The organism is Arthrobacter sp. TmtSoilC51 (genome assembly GCF_055388015.1).
Genome location: NZ_AP035877.1, coordinates 1781149 through 1804860 on the forward strand (window position 1 = coordinate 1781149; position 23712 = coordinate 1804860).

26 protein-coding genes and 1 pseudogene are annotated in these 23712 nt (G+C 63.1%); 21 read left to right on the plus strand and 6 right to left on the minus strand.

The genetic code is table 11. The annotated features are described in order from the left end of the window. The first annotated feature begins 70 nt into the window (after positions 1-70). Positions 71-553: a nucleoside deaminase gene (locus ACZ5G6_RS08110; RefSeq protein WP_498690659.1), complete on the plus strand. Its 483-nt coding sequence runs from the start codon at positions 71-73 to the stop codon at positions 551-553. A gap of 6 nt (positions 554-559) precedes the next feature. Here the strand turns inward: ACZ5G6_RS08110 and ACZ5G6_RS08115 are convergent, their stop codons facing one another. Next, positions 560-1744 carry a pyridoxal phosphate-dependent aminotransferase gene (locus tag ACZ5G6_RS08115; protein WP_498690662.1) on the minus strand — a complete coding sequence of 395 codons (1185 nt, stop codon included), beginning with the start codon at positions 1742-1744 and terminating at the stop codon, positions 560-562. Positions 1745-1778: 34 nt separating this feature from the next. Here ACZ5G6_RS08115 and truB point away from each other — a divergent pair, with 34 nt between their 5' ends. The 8 genes from truB to ACZ5G6_RS08155 all read left to right on the plus strand — a co-directional run bounded on the left by truB (position 1779) and on the right by ACZ5G6_RS08155 (position 9665). Beyond that, on the plus strand, positions 1779-2711 hold the full coding sequence (gene truB, locus ACZ5G6_RS08120) for a tRNA pseudouridine(55) synthase TruB (protein WP_498690664.1): 933 nt from the start codon (positions 1779-1781) through the stop codon (positions 2709-2711). Positions 2712-2713: 2 nt separating this feature from the next. Further along, a complete protein-coding gene (locus ACZ5G6_RS08125) occupies positions 2714-3067 on the plus strand; it encodes a hypothetical protein (RefSeq protein ID WP_223936551.1) in 354 nt (117 codons plus the stop codon). Positions 3068-3087: 20 nt separating this feature from the next. After that, on the plus strand, positions 3088-3543 hold the full coding sequence (locus tag ACZ5G6_RS08130) for a hypothetical protein (protein WP_223936552.1): 456 nt from the start codon (positions 3088-3090) through the stop codon (positions 3541-3543). A gap of 67 nt (positions 3544-3610) precedes the next feature. Then, positions 3611-4594 carry a bifunctional riboflavin kinase/FAD synthetase gene (locus ACZ5G6_RS08135; RefSeq protein ID WP_498690666.1) on the plus strand — a complete coding sequence of 328 codons (984 nt, stop codon included), beginning with the start codon at positions 3611-3613 and terminating at the stop codon, positions 4592-4594. A gap of 222 nt (positions 4595-4816) precedes the next feature. Then, positions 4817-5086 carry a 30S ribosomal protein S15 gene (gene rpsO / locus ACZ5G6_RS08140; protein WP_144652206.1) on the plus strand — a complete coding sequence of 90 codons (270 nt, stop codon included), beginning with the start codon at positions 4817-4819 and terminating at the stop codon, positions 5084-5086. 244 nt (positions 5087-5330) lie between these two features. Continuing rightward, positions 5331-7580 carry a polyribonucleotide nucleotidyltransferase gene (locus ACZ5G6_RS08145; protein ID WP_223937522.1) on the plus strand — a complete coding sequence of 750 codons (2250 nt, stop codon included), beginning with the start codon at positions 5331-5333 and terminating at the stop codon, positions 7578-7580. Positions 7581-7758: 178 nt separating this feature from the next. Beyond that, positions 7759-9102: a M16 family metallopeptidase gene (locus tag ACZ5G6_RS08150; RefSeq protein ID WP_498690669.1), complete on the plus strand. Its 1344-nt coding sequence runs from the start codon at positions 7759-7761 to the stop codon at positions 9100-9102. Between the two features lie 101 nt (positions 9103-9203). After that, positions 9204-9665: a DUF1579 family protein gene (locus ACZ5G6_RS08155; RefSeq protein ID WP_223936556.1), complete on the plus strand. Its 462-nt coding sequence runs from the start codon at positions 9204-9206 to the stop codon at positions 9663-9665. Positions 9666-9714: 49 nt separating this feature from the next. On the opposite strand, the gene ACZ5G6_RS08160 is transcribed toward ACZ5G6_RS08155, so the two are convergent. Next, entirely contained in the window at positions 9715-10008 is a 294-nt protein-coding gene (locus ACZ5G6_RS08160) for a hypothetical protein (protein WP_223936557.1), read from the minus strand. A 115-nt stretch (positions 10009-10123) separates the two neighbouring features. Here ACZ5G6_RS08160 and ACZ5G6_RS08165 point away from each other — a divergent pair, with 115 nt between their 5' ends. Continuing rightward, entirely contained in the window at positions 10124-11239 is a 1116-nt protein-coding gene (locus tag ACZ5G6_RS08165; protein ID WP_498690672.1) for a helix-turn-helix transcriptional regulator, read from the plus strand. Here ACZ5G6_RS08165 and ACZ5G6_RS08170 read toward each other — a convergent pair. Then, positions 11236-11502, minus strand: coding sequence for a MoaD/ThiS family protein (locus ACZ5G6_RS08170; RefSeq protein WP_223936559.1), 267 nt, complete (start codon positions 11500-11502; stop codon positions 11236-11238). The two genes, ACZ5G6_RS08165 and ACZ5G6_RS08170, sit on opposite strands and share 4 nt — an antisense overlap. A gap of 4 nt (positions 11503-11506) precedes the next feature. Then, positions 11507-12634, minus strand: coding sequence for a GTP 3',8-cyclase MoaA (gene moaA / locus ACZ5G6_RS08175; RefSeq protein ID WP_498690674.1), 1128 nt, complete (start codon positions 12632-12634; stop codon positions 11507-11509). A gap of 209 nt (positions 12635-12843) precedes the next feature. Here moaA and ACZ5G6_RS08180 point away from each other — a divergent pair, with 209 nt between their 5' ends. From ACZ5G6_RS08180 to ACZ5G6_RS08220, 9 genes and pseudogenes are all read left to right on the plus strand, one after another. Continuing rightward, positions 12844-13581, plus strand: coding sequence for a response regulator transcription factor (locus ACZ5G6_RS08180; protein WP_223936561.1), 738 nt, complete (start codon positions 12844-12846; stop codon positions 13579-13581). Then, on the plus strand, positions 13568-14824 hold the full coding sequence (locus ACZ5G6_RS08185) for a sensor histidine kinase (protein ID WP_498690677.1): 1257 nt from the start codon (positions 13568-13570) through the stop codon (positions 14822-14824). The genes ACZ5G6_RS08180 and ACZ5G6_RS08185 overlap by 14 nt, the downstream gene beginning before the upstream one ends. Continuing rightward, positions 14821-16362, plus strand: a complete 1542-nt coding sequence (locus ACZ5G6_RS08190; protein ID WP_498690679.1) for a molybdopterin-dependent oxidoreductase — start codon at positions 14821-14823, stop codon at positions 16360-16362. Before ACZ5G6_RS08185 ends, ACZ5G6_RS08190 begins: the two co-directional genes overlap by 4 nt. A 60-nt stretch (positions 16363-16422) precedes the next feature. Further along, positions 16423-17655 (plus strand): molybdopterin molybdotransferase MoeA, encoded by a 1233-nt coding sequence (locus ACZ5G6_RS08195; protein ID WP_498690681.1) that lies wholly within the window; start codon positions 16423-16425, stop codon positions 17653-17655. Continuing rightward, complete coding sequence (moaC, locus tag ACZ5G6_RS08200; protein ID WP_498690684.1) at positions 17643-18197, plus strand: cyclic pyranopterin monophosphate synthase MoaC; 555 nt, start codon at positions 17643-17645, stop codon at positions 18195-18197. Before ACZ5G6_RS08195 ends, moaC begins: the two co-directional genes overlap by 13 nt. Beyond that, positions 18194-18697 carry a MogA/MoaB family molybdenum cofactor biosynthesis protein gene (locus ACZ5G6_RS08205; RefSeq protein WP_223936566.1) on the plus strand — a complete coding sequence of 168 codons (504 nt, stop codon included), beginning with the start codon at positions 18194-18196 and terminating at the stop codon, positions 18695-18697. The genes moaC and ACZ5G6_RS08205 overlap by 4 nt, the downstream gene beginning before the upstream one ends. Next, a complete protein-coding gene (locus ACZ5G6_RS08210) occupies positions 18687-19142 on the plus strand; it encodes a molybdenum cofactor biosynthesis protein MoaE (RefSeq protein WP_223936567.1) in 456 nt (151 codons plus the stop codon). The genes ACZ5G6_RS08205 and ACZ5G6_RS08210 overlap by 11 nt, the downstream gene beginning before the upstream one ends. Positions 19143-19217: 75 nt before the next feature. Further along, on the plus strand, positions 19218-19976 hold the full coding sequence (gene dapB, locus ACZ5G6_RS08215; RefSeq protein WP_223936568.1) for a 4-hydroxy-tetrahydrodipicolinate reductase: 759 nt from the start codon (positions 19218-19220) through the stop codon (positions 19974-19976). 4 nt (positions 19977-19980) lie between these two features. Further along, a pseudogene (locus ACZ5G6_RS08220) lies at positions 19981-20467 on the plus strand (hypothetical protein). Here the strand turns inward: ACZ5G6_RS08220 and ACZ5G6_RS08225 are convergent. Both ACZ5G6_RS08225 and ACZ5G6_RS08230 read right to left on the minus strand, forming a co-directional pair. Further along, the gene (locus ACZ5G6_RS08225; protein ID WP_498690689.1) at positions 20443-21678 is read right to left on the minus strand and encodes a heparan-alpha-glucosaminide N-acetyltransferase domain-containing protein; all 1236 of its coding nucleotides are present in this window, start codon (positions 21676-21678) and stop codon (positions 20443-20445) included. The pseudogene ACZ5G6_RS08220 and the gene ACZ5G6_RS08225 sit on opposite strands and share 25 nt — an antisense overlap. Positions 21679-21751: 73 nt before the next feature. Then, positions 21752-22300, minus strand: a complete 549-nt coding sequence (locus tag ACZ5G6_RS08230; protein ID WP_498690691.1) for a TOPRIM nucleotidyl transferase/hydrolase domain-containing protein — start codon at positions 22298-22300, stop codon at positions 21752-21754. A gap of 75 nt (positions 22301-22375) precedes the next feature. Here ACZ5G6_RS08230 and ACZ5G6_RS08235 point away from each other — a divergent pair, with 75 nt between their 5' ends. Together ACZ5G6_RS08235 and dapA are read left to right on the plus strand one after the other, a co-directional pair. Further along, entirely contained in the window at positions 22376-22711 is a 336-nt protein-coding gene (locus tag ACZ5G6_RS08235; protein WP_498690693.1) for a hypothetical protein, read from the plus strand. A gap of 74 nt (positions 22712-22785) precedes the next feature. Further along, entirely contained in the window at positions 22786-23697 is a 912-nt protein-coding gene (gene dapA, locus ACZ5G6_RS08240) for a 4-hydroxy-tetrahydrodipicolinate synthase (protein WP_223936573.1), read from the plus strand. The last annotated feature ends 15 nt before the right edge of the window (positions 23698-23712 follow it).

Sequence of the window (23712 nt, forward strand, 5' to 3'; positions counted from 1 at the left end):
TCTTGCCGGAAAGGCCGGTTCCTCATGGGGAACCGGCCTTTCTGCCGTCCATGCTCGCTAAGATCGGAGCATGTCGGCGCACAGTGCTCAGCAGCGTGATGAATTCCTGAACCATGCGATTCGGCTCGCCGTGCAGAACGTCTCCGACGGTGGTGGGCCGTTTGGCGCTGTTGTCGTCACCCCGGATGGACGCATCCATGAGGGTGTCAACCGGGTAACACGGGACAACGATCCCACCGCGCATGCGGAAGTGGTTGCCATTCGCCGCGCCGCAGCCGACATCGGCAATTTCGATCTCAGCGGTTCAGTGCTCTATGCCAGCTGCGAGCCATGTCCCTTGTGCCTCTCGGCCACGCTCTGGGCCAGGATCGGCCGGGTGTACTTCGCCGCTGACAGGCACGGAGCCGCCAGGGCCGGCTTCGATGATGCGGTGTTCTACGAGTACTTCGCCGGCACTCGGCCGGAGCTGCTTCCCGTAGAACACGCGCCGGTCGCTGCTTCCGAGACGCCTTTCGAGGCATGGCGCAACTATGCCGAACGCACCGACTACTGACGCCAGCTATCGCTGCGCGAGCTCCGGCGACAGTACGTGCGCCCGGGCAGGAAGCCGCTGCACGCCGTCGAGCAGGTCCTGTTGATCGCCGCACAGCGCAATCCGGATCCAGCCTTCGCCGATCGACCCAAAAGCGGTGCCGGGCGCGAAGGCGACACCGGAATCCGCCAGGAAAGCGTGGACCCATGCGCGGACGTCGCCGCCGCTCACATGGGACACGTCAGCCCACAGGTAGAAGGCTCCCTGGGCGCCCAGGAAGGGGATTCCCTTGCCCTGCAGAACAGCGGAGGCGGCATCACGGTTGGTCCTGTAGTGGTTGCGCGCGTCCGTCACGTACTCCTGGGGGCCGGTCAAGGCCGCCAACGCCGCATACTGCGAGGGCGAGGCAACGCAGGAAACAATCGCTTCCATGACGTTGTTCATCTTCTTTTCCAAACCGGGTGGGCAGATCAAGGCGCCGATCCGGAGGCCCGTGAGCCCGTAGGTCTTTGACAGCGTCAGCGAAGTGAAGACGCGCGCCTCACCGGGGACGTTGCTGTCGAACCGGGCCGGGCTGACGTGGGGGACGTCAAAGGTGAAGGCTTCATAGCACTCGTCCGAGAGGATCCAGAGATCGTGCCGGACGGCGAGTTCCACAAGTTGGCGGGTGGCGTCCTCGCTGATGACGGCACCCAGGGGGTTGGAGGGCGAGTTCAACACGAGAACCCGGGTCTGCGGCGTGATGAGGGCTTCAATGTCCGCAATGTCCGGCTGGAAGTCGTTATGTGGGTACAGGGGATACCGAACGGGCACTGCGTGGAGGAGCCGACTGGTCATTGCGAACGTGGGATAGCCGGGGTTCGGGATCAGTATTTCGTCGCCGGGGGAGAGGAGCAGGCTCATGGCGAAGTGCAGGCCCTGCTGCGCTCCGTCCACCACGTAGACCCGTTCGGCACCTATTTCCACGTGATGATAGTCACGGAACCTTTCGGCGAAGGCCTCGCGGAGCGCGGGGATGCCTGCGTTTGGTGTGTAGTTGGTTTCGTCCCGCTCAAGGCACGCTATTCCGGCGTCGAGGACGTGCCGTGGCAGGGCAAAGCCCGGCTCGCCGATGCTCAGCACAATCGCTTCAGGGGTGGCCCAGGCGGCCTCGGTAATTTCACGGATCTGGTTTACGGGGACGTCGCGGACGTGCGCGGCAAGCTCAGGCATGGGAGCCATCCTAGCCACCCATATACTGGTAAGCGTGCTTTCTGGACTGGTAATCGTTGACAAACCGCAGGGATGGACCAGCCATGATGTGGTTGGCCGGATGCGGCGGCTGGCAGGCACCCGGAAAGTGGGGCACGCGGGCACGCTCGATCCCATGGCTACCGGCGTCCTGGTTCTTGGTATCAACAAGGCCACACGGCTGCTGACCTACATTGTCGGAACGTCCAAGACGTATACGGCTACCATCAGGCTCGGCGAAACCACCATCACTGACGACGCCGAGGGCGAAGTCACCCAGGCGCGGAGCGCTGCGGAGGTCGGCGATGACGCCATTGCAACCGGCGTCGCTGCCCTCACCGGTCCCATCCAGCAGGTGCCGAGCAGCGTCAGCGCCATCAAGGTTAACGGTGAACGCTCCTATGCCCGTGTCCGCTCCGGCGAAGAGGTCAAGCTGGCAGCACGGCCCGTCACGATCCACCGTTTCGACATCCACGCCATCAACAGGATCGACGGCGGAAGGGTGGTCGACGTCGATGTCACAGTGGAATGTTCCTCCGGTACGTACATCCGGGCCCTGGCCCGCGACCTCGGTATCGCCTTGGGCGTCGGCGGCCATCTCACCGCATTACGGCGAACCCAGGTGGGTCCGTACACGATCGACCAAGCGCGGACTTTGGAACAACTTGCTGAAGAACTCGAAGTCCTGGACATGTCCCTGGCTGCGCGTTCCCTCATGCCCAACAGGGAGTTGAGCAGCGAGGAAACCACCGAGATCTCATTTGGCCGACGCATCGCCGCGGGGCCTGGCGCCGGAACGCCGGCTGCCGCCACGGCAGAGAATCCTGCCGCAGCGTTCGCGCCGTCGGGAGAGCTGGTGGCCCTGCTCGCCGATACCGGGAGCTTCGCAAAGCCTGTGTTGGTTTTTGCCCCCGGCACCGGAACCGGGACAGTCGGCGGGGAAAAGTAGGCATGGACGGCTATTTCTACTCCATCCTCATTGTTGGCCTGGTCTCCACGATCATGTGTGTCGTGGCAGGTTTGATGAAGAAGGCCCCGAACGACGTCACTATCTTCTCCGTGCTGGCTGTGGAGCTGGCGCTGCTGGTCTACCTGGTGGGTTCGATTGTTCGCGTGGCCCTGGGCGAACAGATGGCCGGTGAAGCCTGGGAGTTCTGGGGGTATCTGGTCACGGCGCTGATGATTCCGTTGGGAGCGGTGTACTGGGCCATCCTGGAACGGACCCGCTGGAGCAACTTCGTCCTCGCAGCGGTGGGTGTGACCGCGCTCGTCATGGCCGCCCGCATGAACCAAATCTGGTACTGACCGTGAAGGAAAAACGAAACATGAGTGGAACCGAGACTGAAGCCAACGCCAGCCGGGCCCCGCAAAAGGACACCCGCAACACCGGCCCGGGGCGTTTGCTGATCGCTGTCTATGCCGTCTTCGCGCTCTCGGCGACCGCCCGCGCGGGTTACCAGATTGCCACCAAGTTTGCTGAGGCTCCGTTGGCGCATGTCCTGTCGGCGTTCGCCGCCGTGGTCTACGTCGTAGCGACCATCTCACTGGCAAAGCCGGGCCGCACGTGGTTCAAGGTGTCGTTGGCCGCGGTACTTGTCGAACTCCTCGGCGTGCTGGTGGTTGGGGCCATAAGCCTGTTCGATCCGGTGGCCTTCCCGCATGACACTGTGTGGTCGCTGTTTGGACGTGGTTATGGTTTCGTCCCGCTCGTGCTACCCGTCCTCGGACTCCTGTGGCTGAACAAGCGCCGGCCGTCCAAAGCGAATAGCCACAGCGGGTAACCTTAGAATGTTCCGGCGCCGGGAGGTTGCCGGGCGGAACGAATATCTGCAGTAAAAGGCGAGGTTGATGGTCCACATCTGGAACGATCCCACCGAAGTCCCCAAGGACTTCGGACCAACAGTCGTTACCATCGGGAACTTTGACGGCGTCCATCGCGGCCACCAGCATGTTCTCGCACAACTGACGAACACCGCCAGGCGTCACCACATCCCGTCAGTGGCCGTGACCTTTGATCCCCACCCCGCCCAGGTCCACCGCCCCGACTCCGCCCCTGAGCTGATCATGGGCCTCCAGGACAAACTGGACGCCCTGGGCGAAACAGGGGTGGACGCTGTCCTGGTCATGAAGTACACGCTGGATCTCGCGTCCATGACCCCCATCGAGTTTGTCCGGCAGGTCCTCCTCGAGTCCCTCCACGCCGCGCACGTCGTGGTCGGCCACGATCTCCGCTTCGGCGCTGGAAACGTGGGGGATGTCGTCACCATGCAGGAGCTCGGCGAGCAGCTCGGCTTTGGCGTCCAGGTGGTCAATGAGTTTGGCGCAGGAGGCTTCCCGGTCCACGACGACGGCGACACCGACCGCCGCTGCTCCTCAACCTGGGTGCGGGAAGCTTTGTCGGAAGGCGACGTCGTGACTGCTGCCGCTGTCCTCGGACGCCCCCACCGTATGCGCGGTGAAGTGGTCCACGGGGCTGCCCGCGGCAGGGACCTGGGATTCCCCACGGCAAACCTGTCGCACGACTCCACGGGTTACGTTCCTGCGGATGGCATTTACGCAGGCTGGTTGGTAGACCAGTCCGGAACGCGATGGCCGGCTGCGATTTCCGTCGGCTCCAACCCCACCTTTGATGGTGTCAGCCGTCAGGTGGAGGCCCACGTAATTGACCGTCCTGAGGAGAACGTGGAGGACTTCGACCTCTACGGCCAGACTGTCGCGGTCGAGTTTACCCAGCGCCTGCGCGGCATGGTGGCCTATCGGGGGCCCGAGGCCCTGGTGGAGCAGATGTGCCTCGATGTAGCCCAGGCACACGAACTGCTGGCCAAGCGCTAGCCCCAGCAGGACTACTCGCCCCCGCAGGACCACTAGCCCCCAGCAGGACCACTAGCCCGGCACGACGTGTTTCGACAACAATGCTGACCTGCCGGTAAACTATTAGTGGATCCGGCTGCAGTCCGTGGCGGCTGGACCTGTTTTTGTGTGCGGAGACGCACCGGAAGCAACCCGTCAGCGAGGCGCTGCACCGGGAGGCACGGCACAACTCTAGGAGTTCACGTGGCACTTGACGCCGCTGTAAAGCAGTCCATCATCAAGGAATACGCAACCTCTGAAGGCGACACCGGTTCGCCCGAGGTCCAGGTTGCAGTCCTGACCCAGCGGATCAAGGATCTGACTGAGCACATGAAGGAGCACAAGCACGACTTCCACACCCAGCGCGGTCTGCTGGCCATGGTTGGTCGTCGCAAGCGCATGCTTTCCTACCTGAAGAACACTGACATCGCCCGCTACCGTTCGCTCATCGAGCGCCTCGGCCTGCGCCGCTAGTCTGCCTTTGGGGGCGGCCCGATCCCTCGCGGAACGGGCCGCCTTCTTCAAAAACAACTAAAAAACAGGAAATCAACCGCATCGCGCATTCGCGGTCCTCGGTAGTGATTCCCGGGAGGGTCATCGGTGACGATGAAGCCCGTGGATCTCGATCGATGACCGGGTGTCGTACAGGCCAGGAATAAAGAAGAGGCCTGGGTTGATGCGGCGGACTTCCGCTAAATCAGAAACGGAGGTGACTCTCATGGAGGGTCCCGAAATCCAGTTCTCCGAAGCGATTATTGACAACGGCCGTTTTGGCAAGCGTGTCATCCGCTTTGAAACCGGCCGTCTTGCCAAGCAGGCCGCCGGCGCTTCGATGGTCTACATCGACGAAGACACCGCACTCCTCTCGGCAACCACCGCAGGCAAGCAGCCGCGCGAAGGCTTCGACTTCTTCCCGTTGACGGTTGACGTCGAGGAGCGCATGTACGCTGCCGGCCGTATCCCGGGTTCGTTCTTCCGCCGTGAAGGCCGCCCGTCCACGGAAGCGATCCTGGCTTGCCGCCTCATGGACCGCCCGCTGCGCCCGGCCTTCGTCAAGGGCCTGCGCAACGAGGTCCAGATCGTCGTGACCGTCCTGGCGATCAACCCGGACGAGCTCTACGACGTCGTAGCCATCAACGCGTCTTCCATGTCCACCCAGCTCTCCGGCCTCCCGTTCTCCGGCCCGATCGGTGGCGTCCGCGTCGCCCTCATCGCCGACGAACAGGGTTCACAGTGGGTTGCCTTCCCCAAGCACTCGCAGCTTGAGAACGCCGTGTTCAACATGGTTGTTGCCGGCCGCATTGCAGGTGATGACGTCGCCATCATGATGGTTGAAGCCGAAGCAACCGACAACTCCTGGAACCTCATCAAGGAACAGGGCGCAACTGCTCCCACCGAAGAAGTTGTTTCCGAGGGCCTCGAAGCCGCAAAGCCGTTCATCAAGGCGCTCTGCGAAGCCCAGGCCGATCTTGCTGCCCGTGCGGCGAAGCCGACCGTCGAGTTCCCGGTCTTCCTGGACTACCAGGATGACGTCTACGCAGCTGTGGAAGCCGCTGCTGCCGACAAGCTGGCTGCAGTCTTCCAGATCGCCGACAAGCAGGAGCGCGACAACGCATCCGACGAGCTCAAGGACGAAGTCCTCGGTGCACTCGCCGGTAACTTCGAAGGCCGTGAAAAGGAGCTGTCCGCAGCTTTCCGCTCGGTCACCAAGCACGTTGTCCGCCAGCGCATCCTCAAGGACCAGGTCCGCATCGACGGCCGTGGACTCACGGACATCCGCCAGCTGACCGCCGAGGTAGAGGTTCTGCCCCGCGTTCACGGTTCTGCCATCTTCGAACGTGGCGAGACCCAGATCATGGGCGTCACCACGCTGAACATGCTCAAGATGGAGCAGCAGATCGACTCGCTGTCGCCGGTAACGCGCAAGCGCTACATGCACAACTACAACTTCCCGCCGTACTCCACCGGTGAGACCGGCCGCGTCGGTTCTCCGAAGCGCCGCGAAATCGGTCACGGCGCCCTCGCAGAGCGCGCGCTCGTGCCGGTTCTGCCTTCCCGTGAAGAATTCCCGTACGCCATCCGTCAGGTATCCGAAGCCCTCGGTTCCAACGGTTCGACGTCCATGGGCTCGGTGTGTGCCTCGACGCTCTCCATGCTCAACGCCGGTGTCCCGCTGAAGGCAGCTGTTGCCGGTATCGCCATGGGCCTGGTTTCCGACCAGGTTGACGGTCAGACCCGCTACGCAGCCCTGACCGACATCCTTGGCGCCGAAGACGCCTTCGGCGACATGGACTTCAAGGTTGCCGGTACGTCCGAGTTCGTCACGGCCATCCAGCTGGACACCAAGCTCGACGGCATCCCCGCTTCGGTGCTCGCAGCAGCTCTGAAGCAGGCCCGCGAAGCCCGCCTCCACATCCTCGAGGTCATCAACGCAGCGATCGACACCCCGGATGAGCTCTCCGAGTTCGCTCCGCGCGTCATCGCCGTCAAGATCCCCGTTGACAAGATCGGCGAGGTCATCGGCCCCAAGGGCAAGATGATCAACCAGATCCAGGAAGACACGGGCGCGGACATCTCCATCGAAGATGACGGCACGGTCTACATTGGCGCCACCAACGGTCCGTCTGCTGATGCAGCACGTTCCGCTATCAACGCCATCGCCAACCCGCAGGTACCGGAAATCGGTGAGCGCTACTTGGGCACGGTCGTCAAGACCACCACCTTCGGCGCTTTCGTTTCCCTTACCCCGGGCAAGGATGGCCTGCTGCACATCTCCGAGCTCCGCAAGCTGGCCAACGGCAAGCGCGTGGACAACGTTGATGACGTCGTCTCGGTCGGCCAGAAGGTCCAGGTCGAGATCACCAAGATCGACGACCGCGGAAAGCTTTCCCTCTCCCCGGTTGTTGCCGAGGAAGAAGGCGCAGCCTCCGAGGACGCTCCGTCAGAAGCCGAAGTTTCCGCAGAGTAGTCTGTAAGCAGTACCCGGAGGGGCCGGTGGGCTGAAAGGTCCACAGGCCCCTCCGGCTTTTAACAACGCATACTGTGATGGGGCCCTTCGGAAGAGGGCCTCTGGCGGATCCTCCCGCTGATAGGATTGCAGGGCAGATTTGACTGACCAGCAGCGCCCCTGAACCCGAAAGGTCTTAATGACTGTCGTACCCTTGCCGTTGGAGCAGACACTTCCCGGCGGCGAACTGATCCATGGTGCCGAGGGCGGTTCCGTCGTACGGCGTTCGGTCCTACCCGGCGGCGTGCGTGTCCTCACCGAGGCAATGCCCGGGCAGCGTTCGGCCACCATCGGATTCTGGGTGGCAGTCGGCTCCCGTGATGAGGCGGACGGCCAGCATGGTTCCACGCACTTCCTGGAACACCTCCTGTTCAAGGGCACTGAACGTCGCACCGCCTTGGAAATCGCTTCAGCCTTTGATGAGGTGGGTGGTGAGTCCAACGCTGCCACTGCAAAGGAAAGTACGTGCTACTTTGCCCGGGTGCTGGACACGGATCTGCCCATGGCCATCGACGTCATCGCGGACATGATCACCGGTGCTGTCCTGGATCCGGCGGAGCTGGAACAGGAGCGGGACGTCATCCTTGAAGAAATCGCCATGGACAGCGATGACCCCACAGACGTGGCGCACGAGAAATTCGTGGCAGCCGTCCTCGGCAGCCACCCGCTCGCGCGTCCCATTGGTGGAACGCCGGACGCCATCAAAGCGGTTGCCAGGGATTCCGTCTGGGAGCACTACCAGCGCTACTACCGTCCGGAGGAACTGGTCATCACCGCAGCCGGCGGTTTGGATCACGACGTCGTCTGCGATCTCGTCCAAAAGGCTTTGGAAGCAGCAGGCTGGCACCTGGCTCCGGAAGCAGCCCCGGTAGATCGCCGGCCTACGAACCGCGCCGTGATCACGGGCACGTCTGGTCTCCACGTGGTCAAGCGTCCCGTGGAGCAGGCCAATATCATCATGGGTTGCCCCACCATCGTGGCCACGGACGACCGCCGGTTCGTCATGAGCGTGCTCAATGCAGTGCTCGGAGGCGGAATGTCTTCCAGGCTTTTCCAGGAGATCCGCGAGAAGCGCGGCCTCGTCTACTCCACCTATTCGTTCACGGCTGCTTATGCAGATGCCGGCTATTTCGGCATGTATGCGGGATGCACTCCGTCAAAGGTCCGCCAAGTGCTGGCTCTTCTTGGTCTCGAGTTGGACATGCTTGCCAAGGATGGGATTACCGAGGAGGAACTCCGGAAGGCCGTGGGACAACTCAGCGGCGGCATCGTCCTCGCCCTCGAGGACACCGGCTCGCGTATGTCCCGGTTGGGCCGGGCAGAACTCGTATCCGGGGAGTTCCAGGATATTGACGAGACATTGGCCCGGATCAAGGCTGTCACTGTTGACGAAGTCCAGGAACTCGCCATGGAACTTGCCGCAGCTCCCCGCACCATCACCGTCGTCGGGCCTTTCGAAGAAAGTGAGACCTTCGGCCTATAGGACGCAGCGTCTTCATCCCGTCCATATTCTCTGGACTCCCGCACTGTAAACAGGGCAGCATGATCACACGATGATGCTGCCCTGCTCACATTGGAGTCGTGATGGACCTGCCCCCAAGCGGACATGCCGCAGAACTGCTGAAAGCCTTCATCGGACACTGGCGGGGCATCACGGAAATAGCACAGTCACCATGGGGTGCAGCCCGGACTGCCGAGGCCGAAGCAGTTTTCACGCAGGCCGCAGGTGGATACGCCGTGGTGCAGAGCTACCGGCACCGTGAGCCCGACGGAACGCACTTTGAAGGGCATGGAATGTTCACCGTGGATCCCGCCCATGGGGACACGCTCTGGTATTACGTTGACAGCATGGGCCGCCCGCCAACTGCCCCGGTGCGCGGCACATGGCACTCCGGGACTCTGACGGTGGAACGGCGAACACCCGACGGCGTAGCCCGGCACACGTTCCGTGTCGAGGACGGGGTCCTGGTGCACACGGCGGAACTGCGGCTTGAGGGCACGACCGAATTCAGCCCCCTCCTAAAGAGCGTGTTCCGGAAGACCTGACGGCGGCATGAGGGAAACTGCGCAGAGTTCCGGTCAGGCAGGGGCTCCGTCAATACGTTCCGGTATACACCGTTTCGGCAATCCGCGTCTTTGGCGCGCCTTGGAGGGCCGGGGCGTTGACCGGGGAACTCCAGACAGATGCCTGTAGCCGCTCTACCATGTCCGCAGCCTCCTCCGCACGCTCGAAATCCATTTCAACCAGCACGTAACGGGGATCCTCCAAGGGCCTCCCCACCCGGAACTGCTGTACACCTGAGGCGGCGCGGTCCAAGGGATCACGGTCGAAGGCGGCTTTCCATTGGGTGAAGTCCTTGATTCCGTGTTCGATGTACAGGGTGTACATGGCATTCCCTCCTTGTAGTTCACGTTGGTGCTGCCAGCTTAGGAGCGGGGGACAGGCGAGGATATCCCAGATTCATGGGGGTCCGGAACTGCCGGCGGCGGCGCATACTTGCTCCATGGCCAGCTCGTGGGCAACCTACCGAACACGGGAACGGATTGAGGATCTGTTTCTTGCCGCCGGGGATGACCATGCCCTTCGCGAGGCGGCTTTGGCCGAGATCCGGCACGTGGTGGGTTTCAGCGCTTTCGTTTGGCCGTTGACGGATCCCGAGTCGGCAACCGGTGTTGCGCCCATGGCGGCAGTGCCGTGCCCCAACGAGGTGCCTCTGGTCATCAAGGCCAGATATGCCAGCCGAATAAACCGCTGGACAGTCCTGTCCGAAGCCGCGCGGCCGGCCGCGTCACTCTTTGCTGCCACTGCTGGAGATCCTGCCCGACACCCGCTCTGGGACACCATCCTGCGCGGATACGGAGTGGGAGACATCGCGTCACTGGCATTCGCGGACCAGCACGGTATCTGGTCATGGCTCGATCTCTGGCGGGAAGCCACAGATCCTGCATTCAGCGTGGAGGAACTCGAATTCCTTGTTTCGCTCGCGCCGGCGATGACCCTTGGACTGCGCCGCAGCCGGGCGCAGCAATTCGCCGCAGCTCCTCTTGGGCCGAAAGGGGCCATGCCCGCCCAAGCTGTCCTGGTGATGGACGAAGACATGCGGGTCCTCGGACAGACAAGCAGCGCAAGCGACTGGTTGTCCCTTCTACAGCGGGCGCCCCGTCCACATGCCGGGATCCCGGCAGAGGTATACAACGTCGTGGCGCAGCTGTTGGCCAAGGAAGCACAGATAGACAATCGAGCGTCCGCAGCCCGAATCCACGTCGGTGGCGGTCAGTGGGCCTCGTTGCGGGCCGCGCGGATGGACAGCCCCACTGAATCGCCAAATACTCCGGCCATCGCTGTCACTATCCAGGAGTGCCTGCCCGCAGCCCGCCTTGGTGTGTTCGTTCGGGCTTACGGATTGACGGCGCGCGAAAGGCAGGCGTTGGCCCTGCTGGCGGCAGGCCTGGAGAACGAGTCCCTCGCCAACCGGATGGGAATTTCGCCACTAACGGCACAGGACCATTTCAAGGGCATCTTCGCGAAAACCGGAATGCACAGCCGTGCTGGCGTCCTGGCGTTGGCACTCGGAAGCGCCGCGGCCGGTGAATCCGGGTTTGTTGACTCTGCCGTTTAGCCGCCTGCGAATGGAGGGAGGACGTCGATGACGTCCTCCGCACCCAGTGGGACAGAGGGATCGCGAACCGCTACCTCGTTCCTGAGGAAGCTGCTGCGGGCAACAATGCGGGCGAGCGTTGGCGTTCCCTCCGGGGGCATTGGACGTTCGACGGCGAGGGCAGCTTCCAGCAGGGCCTCCAGGCTGGTTCCTTCCGGAAGCGGGTGGATCTCCTCTTCGACTCCTGCGGCCGCGCGTGCGGCAGCGAAGTAACGTACAAGCAAGGGTTCAGCCTCCGATTGCGCTCATGCTGCGGTCCGGCTGCACGAAGTCCGGTGCGCCGAGGCCGGTGTGGTCCATTCCGTGGGCCTTGGGTTTGACCCACATGGCGTCCTGCCAGCGTTGGGCAAGATCGTCATCCGTAGCGCCGTCCCGAAGGAGCCCGAGGAGATCGAATTCCTCCCGGGAGAACAGGCAGCTCATGATCTTGCCCTCGGCTGTGATGCGGGTGCGCCGGCAGTCTGAACAGAACGGTTCGGTGACCGAGGCGATGATCCCTACAGTACCGAGGACCGGCCCTGTGGCTTGGCTGGTTGCCAGGTCCCGGCGTCGTACTTCAAAGCGTTCGGCTGGGGCGCCGTCGCGTTCGCGCGGATCCCGGCTGAGGACGAAATCCTTGGACAGGAGCTCGCGGATTTCGGCCGCAGTGATCATATTGCGCCGGGTCCAACCGTGGTCGGCGTCGAGTGGCATCTGTTCGATGAAACGGAGTTCGTAGCCGCGGCCCAAGGCCCAAGCGAGAAGGTCCGGAGACTCGGCATCGTTGATGCCCCTCATCAGCACGGCATTCAACTTGACCGGACCAAGGCCCGCAGCCCAGGCGGCGTCAACACCGGCAAGGACGCGGTCCAGGAAAGGCCGGCGCGTGAGCTTGGCGAAGGTTTCTTCGTGAAGCGAATCAAGGGAGACATTGATCCGGGTAAGACCCGCGGCCTTGAGGGCAGCAGCTTTCTTGTCCAGGCCAACGCCGTTGGTGGTCATCGAAATGGGAAGTTCGGGGTGCTCGTTGCGGATGCCTGCTATGACGTCCACCAGGTCCGCCCGGACCAAAGGCTCACCGCCGGTGAGGCGCAGTTCCCGCACACCCAAGGCGTTAACGCCTACGCGCACAATCCGGATGATCTCGTCTTTGGTCATCACTGCCGGCTTGGAGAGCCATTCCAGCCCTTCCGCAGGCATGCAATAAGTACAGCGCAGATTGCACTTATCCGTCAGGGACAGGCGCATATCAGTCGCCCGGCGTCCGTAGCGGTCCCACAGGCCCGTGGGCGTGCCAGCCGGACGCGGCGGCGGAACCGGGCCGCTGCCCGCAGCGCTGCCCGAAGGAGGCACAGGCATGCCTAGCTGAACACTCATAAATTCAGGCTACGCCACACTGGCTTGAACAGTGATACCGGCTACATTCCGTTTCACCCATCGGACGCCTGGTTGAGGTGCCCCGGACGTGCCCAGGACCTGTCCCAGGGAGGTGCCTTGCTGCGGTCAGTTCTTACGGAATGCGGACATTGGCCCGGAAGAGGCCTGGATCCGGTGCCGGGCAGCGCCGCGGTACCTATGCTGAAAGCGTGACCACGCAATCGGCATCATCAGCGGCAGAGCCCGGTAATCGCCGCATTCTTCTCGTCGAAGACGAGCAGACCATCGCTGATGTTGTTCGCGACTATCTCCTGCGGGCCGGATTCCAGGTGGACGTGGCAGGCGACGGCTTCACGGCGCTTAAACTAGCCGCAACGCGCCACCCTGACCTGGTGATCCTGGACCGCATGCTGCCGGGACTGGACGGAGTGGAAGTGTGCCGGCGGCTCAGGCAAAGCATGAGCGTGCCGGTCATTATGGTCACTGCCTTGGGAACCGAAGATGACCGGATCCTGGGTTTGGAGATGGGCGCGGACGATTACGTCACCAAGCCGTTTTCGCCGCGGGAGCTTGTCCTTCGCGTCAAATCCGTGTTGCGCCGCAGCGTCAAGGAATTCTCCCCTGAACCACCGGTGGAACTGGCAGGCTTTGAACTTGATCCCGCATCCCGGACCGTCACTCATCTGGGAACCCCGCTGACGTTGACGGTGCGCGAGTTCGATCTGCTGGCCTTCTTGCTGCGCAGGCCAAACCAGGTCTTCAGCCGCGAAGAACTCATCAAGGCAGTGTGGGGCTGGGACTTTGGCGACCTTTCCACAGTGACAGTCCATGTGCGTCGCCTCCGCGAGAAGATCGAGGACAATCCCACCAAACCAGAGCTGCTCAAGACCGTTTGGGGCGTTGGCTACAGGTTCGATGCCAAAGGGGATGGCCATGCAGGGCACTGAGCTGGCGACCATCCTTGCCTGGGTGTGCTTGTGGGCAGTGATCATCGGTGCCATCACGCTGGGGCTGCTGCGTGTCCTTCGCCGTGCCTCGGTGCTGGCCCAGATCTGCCTGGTTGTAGTGGCGACAGTGGCAGTCCTCGTGGCAGGCATGGTCAGCGCTTTCAATGCCATGTTCATTTCTGCCAGGGACCTTGAGGTCATGTGGTACATCCTGGCGACGGCGTCGGCTGTAGCAGTGGCCCTCTCGCTCGTGCTTGGAGCCGGCGTGTCCCGGAATGCGGCGCGCCTTGTGGGAGCGGCCAGAAGGCTCGGTCGGGGCGAAACGCTGGACCATAGCAGTACCGATGGAATGCGGGCCGGGCCTGCGATGACCTCTGAACTCGCGGAGCTGGCCCAGGAACTGGAAGCCAGCAGCCGCAACCTGGCGGAATCGCGCGAACGGGAGGCAGCCATTGAAACTGCGCGGCGCGAACTCGTATCGTGGATTTCCCACGACCTCCGCACTCCGCTGGCCAGCATCCGTGCCATGACCGAAGCCCTCGAGGACGGCATGGTCGCCGATATCCCGGAGTACTACCGGAAAATCATCGGGCAGACGGAGCAAATGACTGCCATGGTCAATGATCTCCTGGAGCTGTCCAAGATCCAGGCCGGAAGCCTGCGCTTGCGCGCCGAACCACTGGATGTCTATGACCTTGTCAGTGATGCGCTGTCGGACCTGGCGCCGCTTGCAGCGCAACGCGGCATCACGCTCACCGGCGGCGGAGACCGCGAATGCATGGCAGTAGCCGACGGACCCAGCGTGGCCCGGGCTCTCCGGAACGTCCTCCTCAACGCGATCATTTACAGCAAGCCGGATACCGACGTACTTATCAGCGTTGGAAGAAACAACGGAAACACCGTGGTCGCCGTGCAAGACCATTGCGGGGGCATCCCCGCGGAGGACCTGCCCCATCTGTTCGAAACCGGGTGGCAGAAGGACCCCTCGAGAGGCAGTTCCGCGGGACCGCAGGGAAGCTACAGCGGGGCAGGAATCGGACTGAGCATGGTGGCAGGCATCGTAAAAGCGCACGGGGGAGATGTGACCGTGGAAAACGTCGACGGCGGGTGCCGCTTTGCGCTGTCGCTTCCTGCGGGCTCCCTTCCGGCAGTTTCCCCTCAGGAAGGCGCAGGTTCCCCTCCGGAAGGCCATGGAGCCCATAAGCCTGCTTCTGCCGCGGATCGCCAAGGAGGCGCAGCATGAGAAGGCCTGGATTCTGGGCAGCGGTTGCCGGATTGGGCGCCGGAGCAGCGGGCATTGCCGCAGGCGAGATGAGCGCGGGCTTCCTCAGTCCCCTCGTCTCGCCAGTGACCGCACTGGGCGGTGCAGTTATCGATTCCGTGCCTCCCGGAGTGAAGGATCTCGCCGTGCAGCTCTTCGGGACTGCGGACAAGATCGTACTGGTCGCTACCATCGTGATTGTGGCCGGGGTCCTGGCCGCCCTGGCAGGGTTCCTGGAGCGCCGGCAAACAGGACTCGGACTTGTCCTCGCGGGCCTGGCCGGTGCTGCCGGCCTGACCGCCGTCCTAACCCGGGCCCAAACAACACCGCAGGCCGCCATCGCCCCCATCGTGGCCGCCGTCGTCACCATGCTGCTGCTCCGCATGCTGATTCGCCGGCTGGGCACCTGGGTACCGCCCGGAACACCGCCACTACTGCCCGAAACTGCCCCTCTCGCAAGGCGGAGCTTCCTGAACGCGCTCGCGGTCACCTCGCTCTCGGCGGCAGTCGGTGGAGCGGTCACCGCTGTCCTGACGCGGGCGACAGCCGTGGCATCAGGTTTTCGGAGCGCGTTGACGCTTCCGGAGCCAGCAACCTCGCAGCAGGCCATTCCGGCCGGCGCATCGCTGCCACTGGAAGGCATCAGCCCTTTGGTCACCCCCAACCCCGACTTCTACCGGATCGACACTGCTTTGACGGTGCCGGCCATCGACCCTCCGGCATGGAAATTGAAAGTGACCGGAATGGTGGACCGCGAGATCGAACTCGACTTCGCGACGCTCCTCACCAAGCCCATGACGGAACGGCACATCACTATCGCGTGCGTGTCCAATGGAGTCGGCGGCGAACTCATCGGAAATGCACTCTGGCTCGGCTGGCCTATGCGCGAGCTCCTGGCCATGGCGGGCCCCAAGCCCGGGGCGGACATGGTGCTGTCCACCAGCAATGACGGATGGACAGCAAGTACGCCCCTGGAAGCGCTCACAGATGACCGCGATGCCCTCCTGGCTGTCGGGATGAATGGCGAGCCATTGCCCTTGGAACATGGATTCCCAGTGCGGATGATCGTGCCGGGCCTTTACGGCTTCGTCTCAGCAACAAAATGGCTCACCGAACTCAAGGTCACCCGTTTTGCCGACGACACCGCGTACTGGACTCCCCGCGGCTGGAGTGACCATGGCCCCATCAAGACGCAATCCCGTATCGATGTTCCGCGCAGTGGCCGGACGGTGAAAGCGGGGAAAGTTCAGTTCGGAGGTGTGGCCTGGGCCCAGCATCGTGGCGTGGACCACGTGGAACTCCGCGTCAACCGTGGTCCTTGGAAGCAGGCGATGCTCGCACCAGGAATATCCACGGACACTTGGTACCAGTGGCAGCTCGGCCTTGATCTCACACCCGGCGACTATGAAGTCCAAGTGCGTGCAACTGACTCTTCGGGCAAACCACAGACCGAAGACCGGGCCCCGGTGGCTCCCGACGGCGCCACCGGCTACCACACCATCAATGTGAAGGTCACTTAAGGCCCTACTCTGGGTACGTCCGGATAATCTCCAGACCACACAGCGTGACCACACAGGAGGATGTCCTTGCCCAGATCCGTTGCCGCCCACCGCGACGCCGTAGTGGAGCTACTGAGCCGTCCGGCCGCGACCATGGCGACTGAACAGCTGCCGCTGCTGGAAGCGTTGGGCAAGGTGCTCGCCGTCGACCTCCTCGCGCCACTTTCCCTGCCGCCGTTTGCCAACTCCCAAATGGACGGCTTTGCCGTCAACTCCACTGACATTCCCGACGGCGGTGCGAAGCTACGTGTGGCGGCACCTGTTCCGGCGGGGGCGGCTCCGGACGCGTTGAAGCCCGGCTTCGCCGTGCCCATCATGACCGGTGCCATGATTCCAGAGGGTGCCGACGCCGTTGTTCCCATTGAGCTTGCGGTTCCCAGCACGTTCCCAAATCCTGAGGCCACGGACGTTGAGGTTGAAGTCCCCGCGACTACTCCCGGCACTTACGTCCGCAACGCCGGCAGCGACATCAAGGAAGGTGACCTGGCCCTGCCCGCGGGGACATATTTGGGGCCAGCGCAGCTCGGCTTGTTGGCGGCGCTGGGGCTGACCGCCGTCGAAGTCCGCAAGCCATGGCGCGTCCTGCTGGTCACCACGGGCGATGAAGTCCTCGCACCGGGCCAGAACCTGACACCCGGCAAGATCTATGACTCCAACGGCACGCTCCTGGAAGCATCCATGCGTCAAGCGGGCCTCAACGTCGTGAGAAGCGGAATCTCCGATGACGATCCCGCCCGTTTGCTCGCAGTACTTCACAGCCACGTGGAAAGCGAGGACGGCAAACACGGTGTGGACCTGATCGTCACCACCGGCGGCGTCAGCAAAGGTGCCTACGAGGTAGTCCGCCAAGCCATGGCGGACCAGCACGTGGATTTCCTGCCGGTGGCCATGCAGCCCGGAGGCCCTCAAGGAATAGGCCGCTTTGAAGGTGTTCCGTTCCTCGGCTTTCCCGGCAACCCTGTCAGCTGCCTCGTCTCCTTCGAAATGTTCCTGCGACCCGCGCTTTCGGTGATCCACGGCGTCCCTGCACCTCGGCCCGTCCAGAGGGCGCGCTTGGCTGAACCCCTGCGCTCACCCGAAGGGAAGCATCAAGTCCGCCGTGGCACCCTGTTGCCCGACGGCTCTGTCCGGATGGAGGGTGGTGCCGGAAGCCACCTGGTGCACGCCTTGGCGCGCTCGAACGCCCTGGTGCAGATCCCCAGCGACGTCACGGAACTCGCGGAGGGAAGTGAAGTGGAAGTATGGATGCTGTGAATGAAACTCCCACGAACACTTCCGGCAGCGCAGGCGGGCTGACCCATCTCCGGCAAGACGGCACTGCCCAAATGGTGGACGTCTCCGAGAAAGCAATTACCACCCGTGAGGCCACTGCCACCGCCACTGTGCGCAGCACTGCCGAAGTCCTGTCTCTCCTCGGCGCCGGCGAACTCCCCAAGGGCGACGCGCTCGCCGTGGCGCGGGTGGCTGGGATTATGGCCGCTAAGAAAACACCCGAACTGATCCCTTTGTGCCACCCGTTGCCCATTTCCAAGGTCACCGTGGATTTCAAGCTGGGAACCGACTCGATCGAAGTACTGGCTACCGTGAAGACGCGTGGTGTCACCGGCGTCGAAATGGAAGCGCTCACCGCTGCGTCCGTAGCGGCCCTGAGCGTCTACGACATGATCAAGGCCGTGGACAAGCACGCAGTACTGACAGACGTCCAGGTGCTGGCCAAGAGCGGTGGTAAGAGCGGGGATTGGAAACACACTGCCTGGAACCAGGGCAGCGCGGCGCCGGAAGGAGCCCAAGCATGAGTGCGTGCGAACCAAACGCCCACGGGCCGCGGAAGGCCGGCGTCGTTATCGCCTCCACCCGTGCGGCAGCGGGAATCTACGCGGACGAAACCGGCCCCGTCATCCTGGATTGGCTCAAGGAACACGGCTTTGACGCCTTCCCCACCATGGTGGTGCCCGATGGCGAGCCCGTTGGCGCTGCTTTGAGGGCGCTCCTGACGCAGCAGCCCGCCGTCGTCATCACCAGTGGCGGAACGGGCCTGAGCGCGGATGACCGGACGCCGGAAGTAACATTGCCCCTGCTGGACCGTGAGATCCCGGGCATTATGGAGGGCATTCGCCGGGCTGGCGCCGCAAAGACACCCATGGCCATGCTGAGCCGCGGCCATGCCGGAGCAGCAGGAAAGACCTTCATCATTAACTTGCCCGGTTCCCCGAAGGGCGTCATGGATGGCTTGGCTGTCCTGGATCCGGTGATCGGGCACCTCGTCGATCAATTGGAAGGAAGCCATGGGCACTGAAACAGACTTCGAAGTTGTTAGCGCTGTCCTTAGCGCCGAGCCCATCTCCGTGGAGCAGGCAATTGCGGCAGTCGAGTCTGACACCGCCGGTGCGGTGGTCAGCTTCAGCGGCGTCGTGCGCAACCACGATTCCGGCAAGCCCGTGGACCGCCTCAGTTACAGCGCCCACCCCACAGCGCACCGGATCATGTCGGACGTGGTTGCGGAGCTGGTGGCTGAGCACTCAGGTGAAGCGCAGCAACCAGTCAGGATCTGGGCCGCACACAGGATCGGGATGCTGGAGATCGGGGATCCCGCGCTGGTGTGTGCCGTAGCGGCCGCCCACCGGGGTCAGGCGTTTGCCGTTTGTGCCGAACTCGTGGACCGCGTCAAAGCCCAGGTGCCCATCTGGAAGGAACAGTTCTTCAGCGACGGCACAGTGGAATGGGTCGGGGCGGGGGAGTAGACGGGAACGGCCCGGGGGAGTAGGCGCGGAGTCACGGTTCCTGCCGGTACCCGGCCCGGCGGTAGGGTTAAAGGCATGACCGAACAACTTGCTGTTGCAGTGCTGGGCGCTTACGGGCGCATGGGAATTGAAGCCGTAAAGGCTGTTGAAGCAGCCGACGATATGAAGCTGGTGGCGGCTCTTGGTCGCGGCGATTCCCTGCAGGCATTGCTGGACACAGGTGCCAAGTACGTTGTGGACTTGACTGTTCCGGACACCACCGAGACCAACGTGCGCTTCGCCGTCGAGCACGGCATCCATGCTGTGGTCGGAACAACCGGGTGGGATGCGCAGCGCCTTGAATCCTTGCGCGCGCTCCTGGAACAGAATCCGGAAACCGGCGTCCTTATCGCCCCGAACTTTGCCCTCGGATCCGTGCTGGCATCCGCCTTCGCGGCCAAGGCTTCACAGTATTTCGAGTCTGTGGAGATCATCGAACTTCACCACCCGAACAAAGTGGACGCACCTTCGGGCACGGCCGTCCGCACTGCGCAGTTGATTGCGGAGGCTCGCCAGGAAGCGGGGGTGCCTGCAAGTCCTGACGCCACGCAAACGTCCTTGGACGGAGCCCGGGGCTGCGATGTTGAGGGTGTACGCGTCCACAGCGTGCGTCTCCGAGGGCTGGTTGCGCACCAGGAGGTGCTCTTTGGTGGTCCCGGAGAACAGCTGACGCTGCGCCATGACTCCTTCGACCGGGCCTCATTCATGCCTGGTGTCCTGCTCGGGCTGCGCAAAGTCGCGGACCATCCCGGCCTGACTGTGGGCCTGGACGGCTACCTGGACCTGGGGCTTTAGGGCCATGGGATCTCTGTGGGCTGCAGTGAAGAAAAACCGCACCAAGATCTGGGTTGGTGCCATCACCTTGCTGTTGGTGCTGTATCTGGTGGTGTCCCTCCAGCGATCCATCCTGTTGCTTGGTGATCCCAACCTGGTGGCGAAGGGCATCGGCGCCGCCTACCTTGTCCTGCCTGTGATTGGCGCTTGGGCACTCATTCGCGAGCTGTTGTTTGGGGCACGTACCGAACAGATGGCCAAGGTTCTGGAGGCCGAGGGTGGCCTGCCGGTGGACACCTTGCCGCGCACGCCCGGTGGTCGGATTGTCCGTGCTGCCGCACGCCGAGTTCGAAAAGTACCGGGCGGAGGCCGAGGCAGCACCCGGGGATTGGCGTTCCTGGTTCCGTTTGAGCTGCGCCTACGACGCCTCCGGCGATCGCAAACGTGCCCGCGCTTCAATGCGCGACGCCGTGAAGCTCTTCCGCTCTCAGCCCACGGCTGCCGGGCGGTAGCTGCCCAGCCTCGACGCCTGGTGGGCCACCCACTCCAGTGGACCCCGCCGCCGGAAGAGGGCAAAGCACACGCCGATGCCTACTGCAGCAAGGGCCTGCGTCCAATACATTCCTTCGTCAGTCCACCCGGCCGGCAGTGGTTTGTTGTGGAAACCGGATACCACCCACGCGTGCGTCGAATACAACGTGAGGGTCATGGCGCCCGGACCACTGAGGAATATGAGGAAGTTGACTTTGATGCGTTCGGCCAGGGTGCCGAGCATCAGGAACAAACCCACGACGGCGGCAGCCACGCCGCCGGTATGAAGCAGGTCCAGGGTGGTGCCGGCATGTGGTGCCGCGCTTCCCAGCCACCACCACGAATCCACCTGCTGCAACCCGGTGAGGTTTACCTTGAGCATGCTTTCCAGTGGGTATCCCCGCGTTCCGGGCAGTGCTTCCAGTGCGGCGCGGCCGCCCCATAACTCCATGGCCAGGGTTCCCAGGATTTTTGCCAACGCCGCCACAGCGGATCCACAGGTGAACACCAGCAACTGGATCTTCGGCGTCGTGAGCGCCAAACGGCCGATCGCCAGTCCGATCAGCAGGTAAGCGATCCACTGGAACACGGGGTAGTACCCCGTGAAGAACAAGTCGGCGATGAGGCGTCCCGGCGTTTGAAGGTCCTCGGTGTTCGGGTTGTGTCCCAACTGCAAGGGCGGGTTCGCGTCGAGCAGCCAGGGCCGGACGAGGTAGGCCAGCAGGGGAGCCACCAATATCCAGCCGAGCGCCCACACCAAGAGGGCTTTCAACCGCAACCCCAGGAAAGGCAGGAGGCACACGAACAAGACGGCGTAGTGCACCAGGATGATCGCTATGTTGACGTCCAGGCCTCCAAGCGCAAGGCCGACGACGGCAATCACCAAGGCACGCATCGCAACACCGCTTCTCGCTGCCCAGAGGTCCGTGCCGTGGCGCGGCTTTTGTTTCCCGGTGGTGAGTGCCAATCCAATTCCCGCCAGGACTGCGAACAGTGCAGCGGACCTGCCCGAGAAAACCAGTCCCACCCAGGTAGGTTCCCATTGGGGGGAGGGGCCGAACGTCGGCATCAGATGGGTGGCCATCATTCCCAGCAAGGCCAGGCCGCGGGCGGCATCTATGCCCGTAAGGCGGGTGGAGACTTTGCCTCCCCGGGGCACTTTCCGGGCTGGCGCCGTCTCTTGCGAAGTCATGCTGCGATCGTCTCACAGGCTGCTTTAGTCCGGCTGTGAAGCGGACTGCAAGCAGCCTTCGCGGACGGATGCCTCATAGCGGAAGTGATTCAATGAGGCGACCGAGCGGCGGGGGTGCCTTTCCTGCCGGCAGTGCGTCGACGAGCAGGGATGCGTAGCGGATTTTGTTACCACTGCGTCCCCCGAAGAATCGGCGCAGTTGCGCCGATGTCGGCTTATCGCGCTGTGAGGGCTGCCGTTGGAGGAGTCGGAATGAGGCAAGCTCTCCTTGGGCCGCAATCACGTTGAGCACGGCATCGATCCCAAGGCAGCGGATTAGTTCGTCCTCCAGGTCCGCATGGCAAACGTGGAAGCCGTTCTCAGACAAGGAACCGGACCCTATGCCTGCCCGGCTGAGTGCGCGGGCAATGCCATGTGCTTCGCCTGCATCACAAAGTCCGAGTATCCGGTGGTCCGAGCCGTTCGGGCCGAAGCGGTCCAGGAACTGGACGATGTTGGTTGCCCCTCCCATCGGCACCACCGAGACGCGCTCAGCCATCAGGTCATGGCCAAGGCGAACGGCCAGTGTTTCCACCGCAAGCCGGTCACTTTCGCCCTCAACCAAAACAGTCGTCACCCGCATGGAACCAGTATGTAGGACGCGCGGTGCTGGCTCACAGGCCTTGTCTTCGAATATATGTTCGAATAGCATGGCTGCATGAACGATGCTCCAAAGCCGCCGGAAGGCCTCGCCGGACCCATGAAGGCGATGAGTCCGGGTGTGGTCGATTTCCTTTTCAGGCAACTCGTGGCAGGTGAACCGCCGGAGGACGTCCAGTGGCAGCGAGAGGGCACGGTCCTGGTCGAGCAGGCGCCAGGTGCTGAGCTTGCGCGGCGTTTGGCTGAAACCGACCTTGAAGCCCTCACGCCAAGGGAGCTCTTCGACTACGTTCGCGCTTCCCAGCGCTTGGTTGCCTGGGCGGAACAGCTGAAGGAAAAAGCAGTGGCGCAGTATTGCTCGGAGGGTACGGCTCGGACGCCCAAGCACGCATAGTCGGCAACCCCGATGACGACCATCACGCGGAACCCATTCCCGGAACATGGCCGTGACAAGGTAACGTTTTTCTTATGTCTGACTCCCGCGCCCACATTCCCGCACTTGGTACCCTGCTGACCGCCATGGTCACCCCGTTCACCGAGGATGGCAAGGTCGACTACGACCAAGCTGCGGCACTGGCCGAGAAGCTTGTCCAGGACGGTTGCGACGGACTCGTGGTCACCGGTACCACTGGAGAGACCTCAACCCTTACTGACGAAGAAAACCTCGGCATGTTCCGCGCGGTCAAAGAGGCCGTGGGTGGCAAAGCCGCCATCATCGCCGGAACCGGTACCAACGACACCGCGCACTCGGTGCATCTTTCGCAGCGCGCGGCCCAGATTGGCATCGACGGCCTCCTGATTGTCACCCCTTATTACAACAAGCCCAGCCAGGCCGGCGTTCGGGCACACTTTGAGACGATCGCGTCCTCCACGGACTTGCCGGTCATGCTGTATGACATCCCGGGCCGCTCGTCCATTGCCATCGCTCCCGAGACCATGATCGGGCTTGCGAAGCACCCGAACATCGTGGCCGTCAAGGATGCCAAAGCGGACTTCGCAGCGGCCACCCGCGTCATGGCGGAGACTGATTTGGTGTTTTACTCCGGCGATGACGGCCTCACCCTGCAGTGGATGGCCCTCGGAGCCGTAGGCCTCGTAGGCGTGACCACCCACGTCGCCACCCGGCGTTTCCGTGAACTCATTGACGCCGTGAATGCCAATGACCTTGCCAAGGCGCGGGCCATCAACTTTGAACTGGAACCCGTGGTGCGTGCAACCATGACCCGGGTCCAAGGCGCGGTAGCCGCCAAGCAGATTCTCAAGTGGCAGGGAGTCCTGCCCAACTCGGTTGTCCGTTTGCCCCTCGTGGAGCCGGACGAGGCCGAGATCCAAACCATCCGCGGGGATTTGGCGGAAGCCGGAATGGACTTCAACGTCTAGGACGGTTCCGCCGGA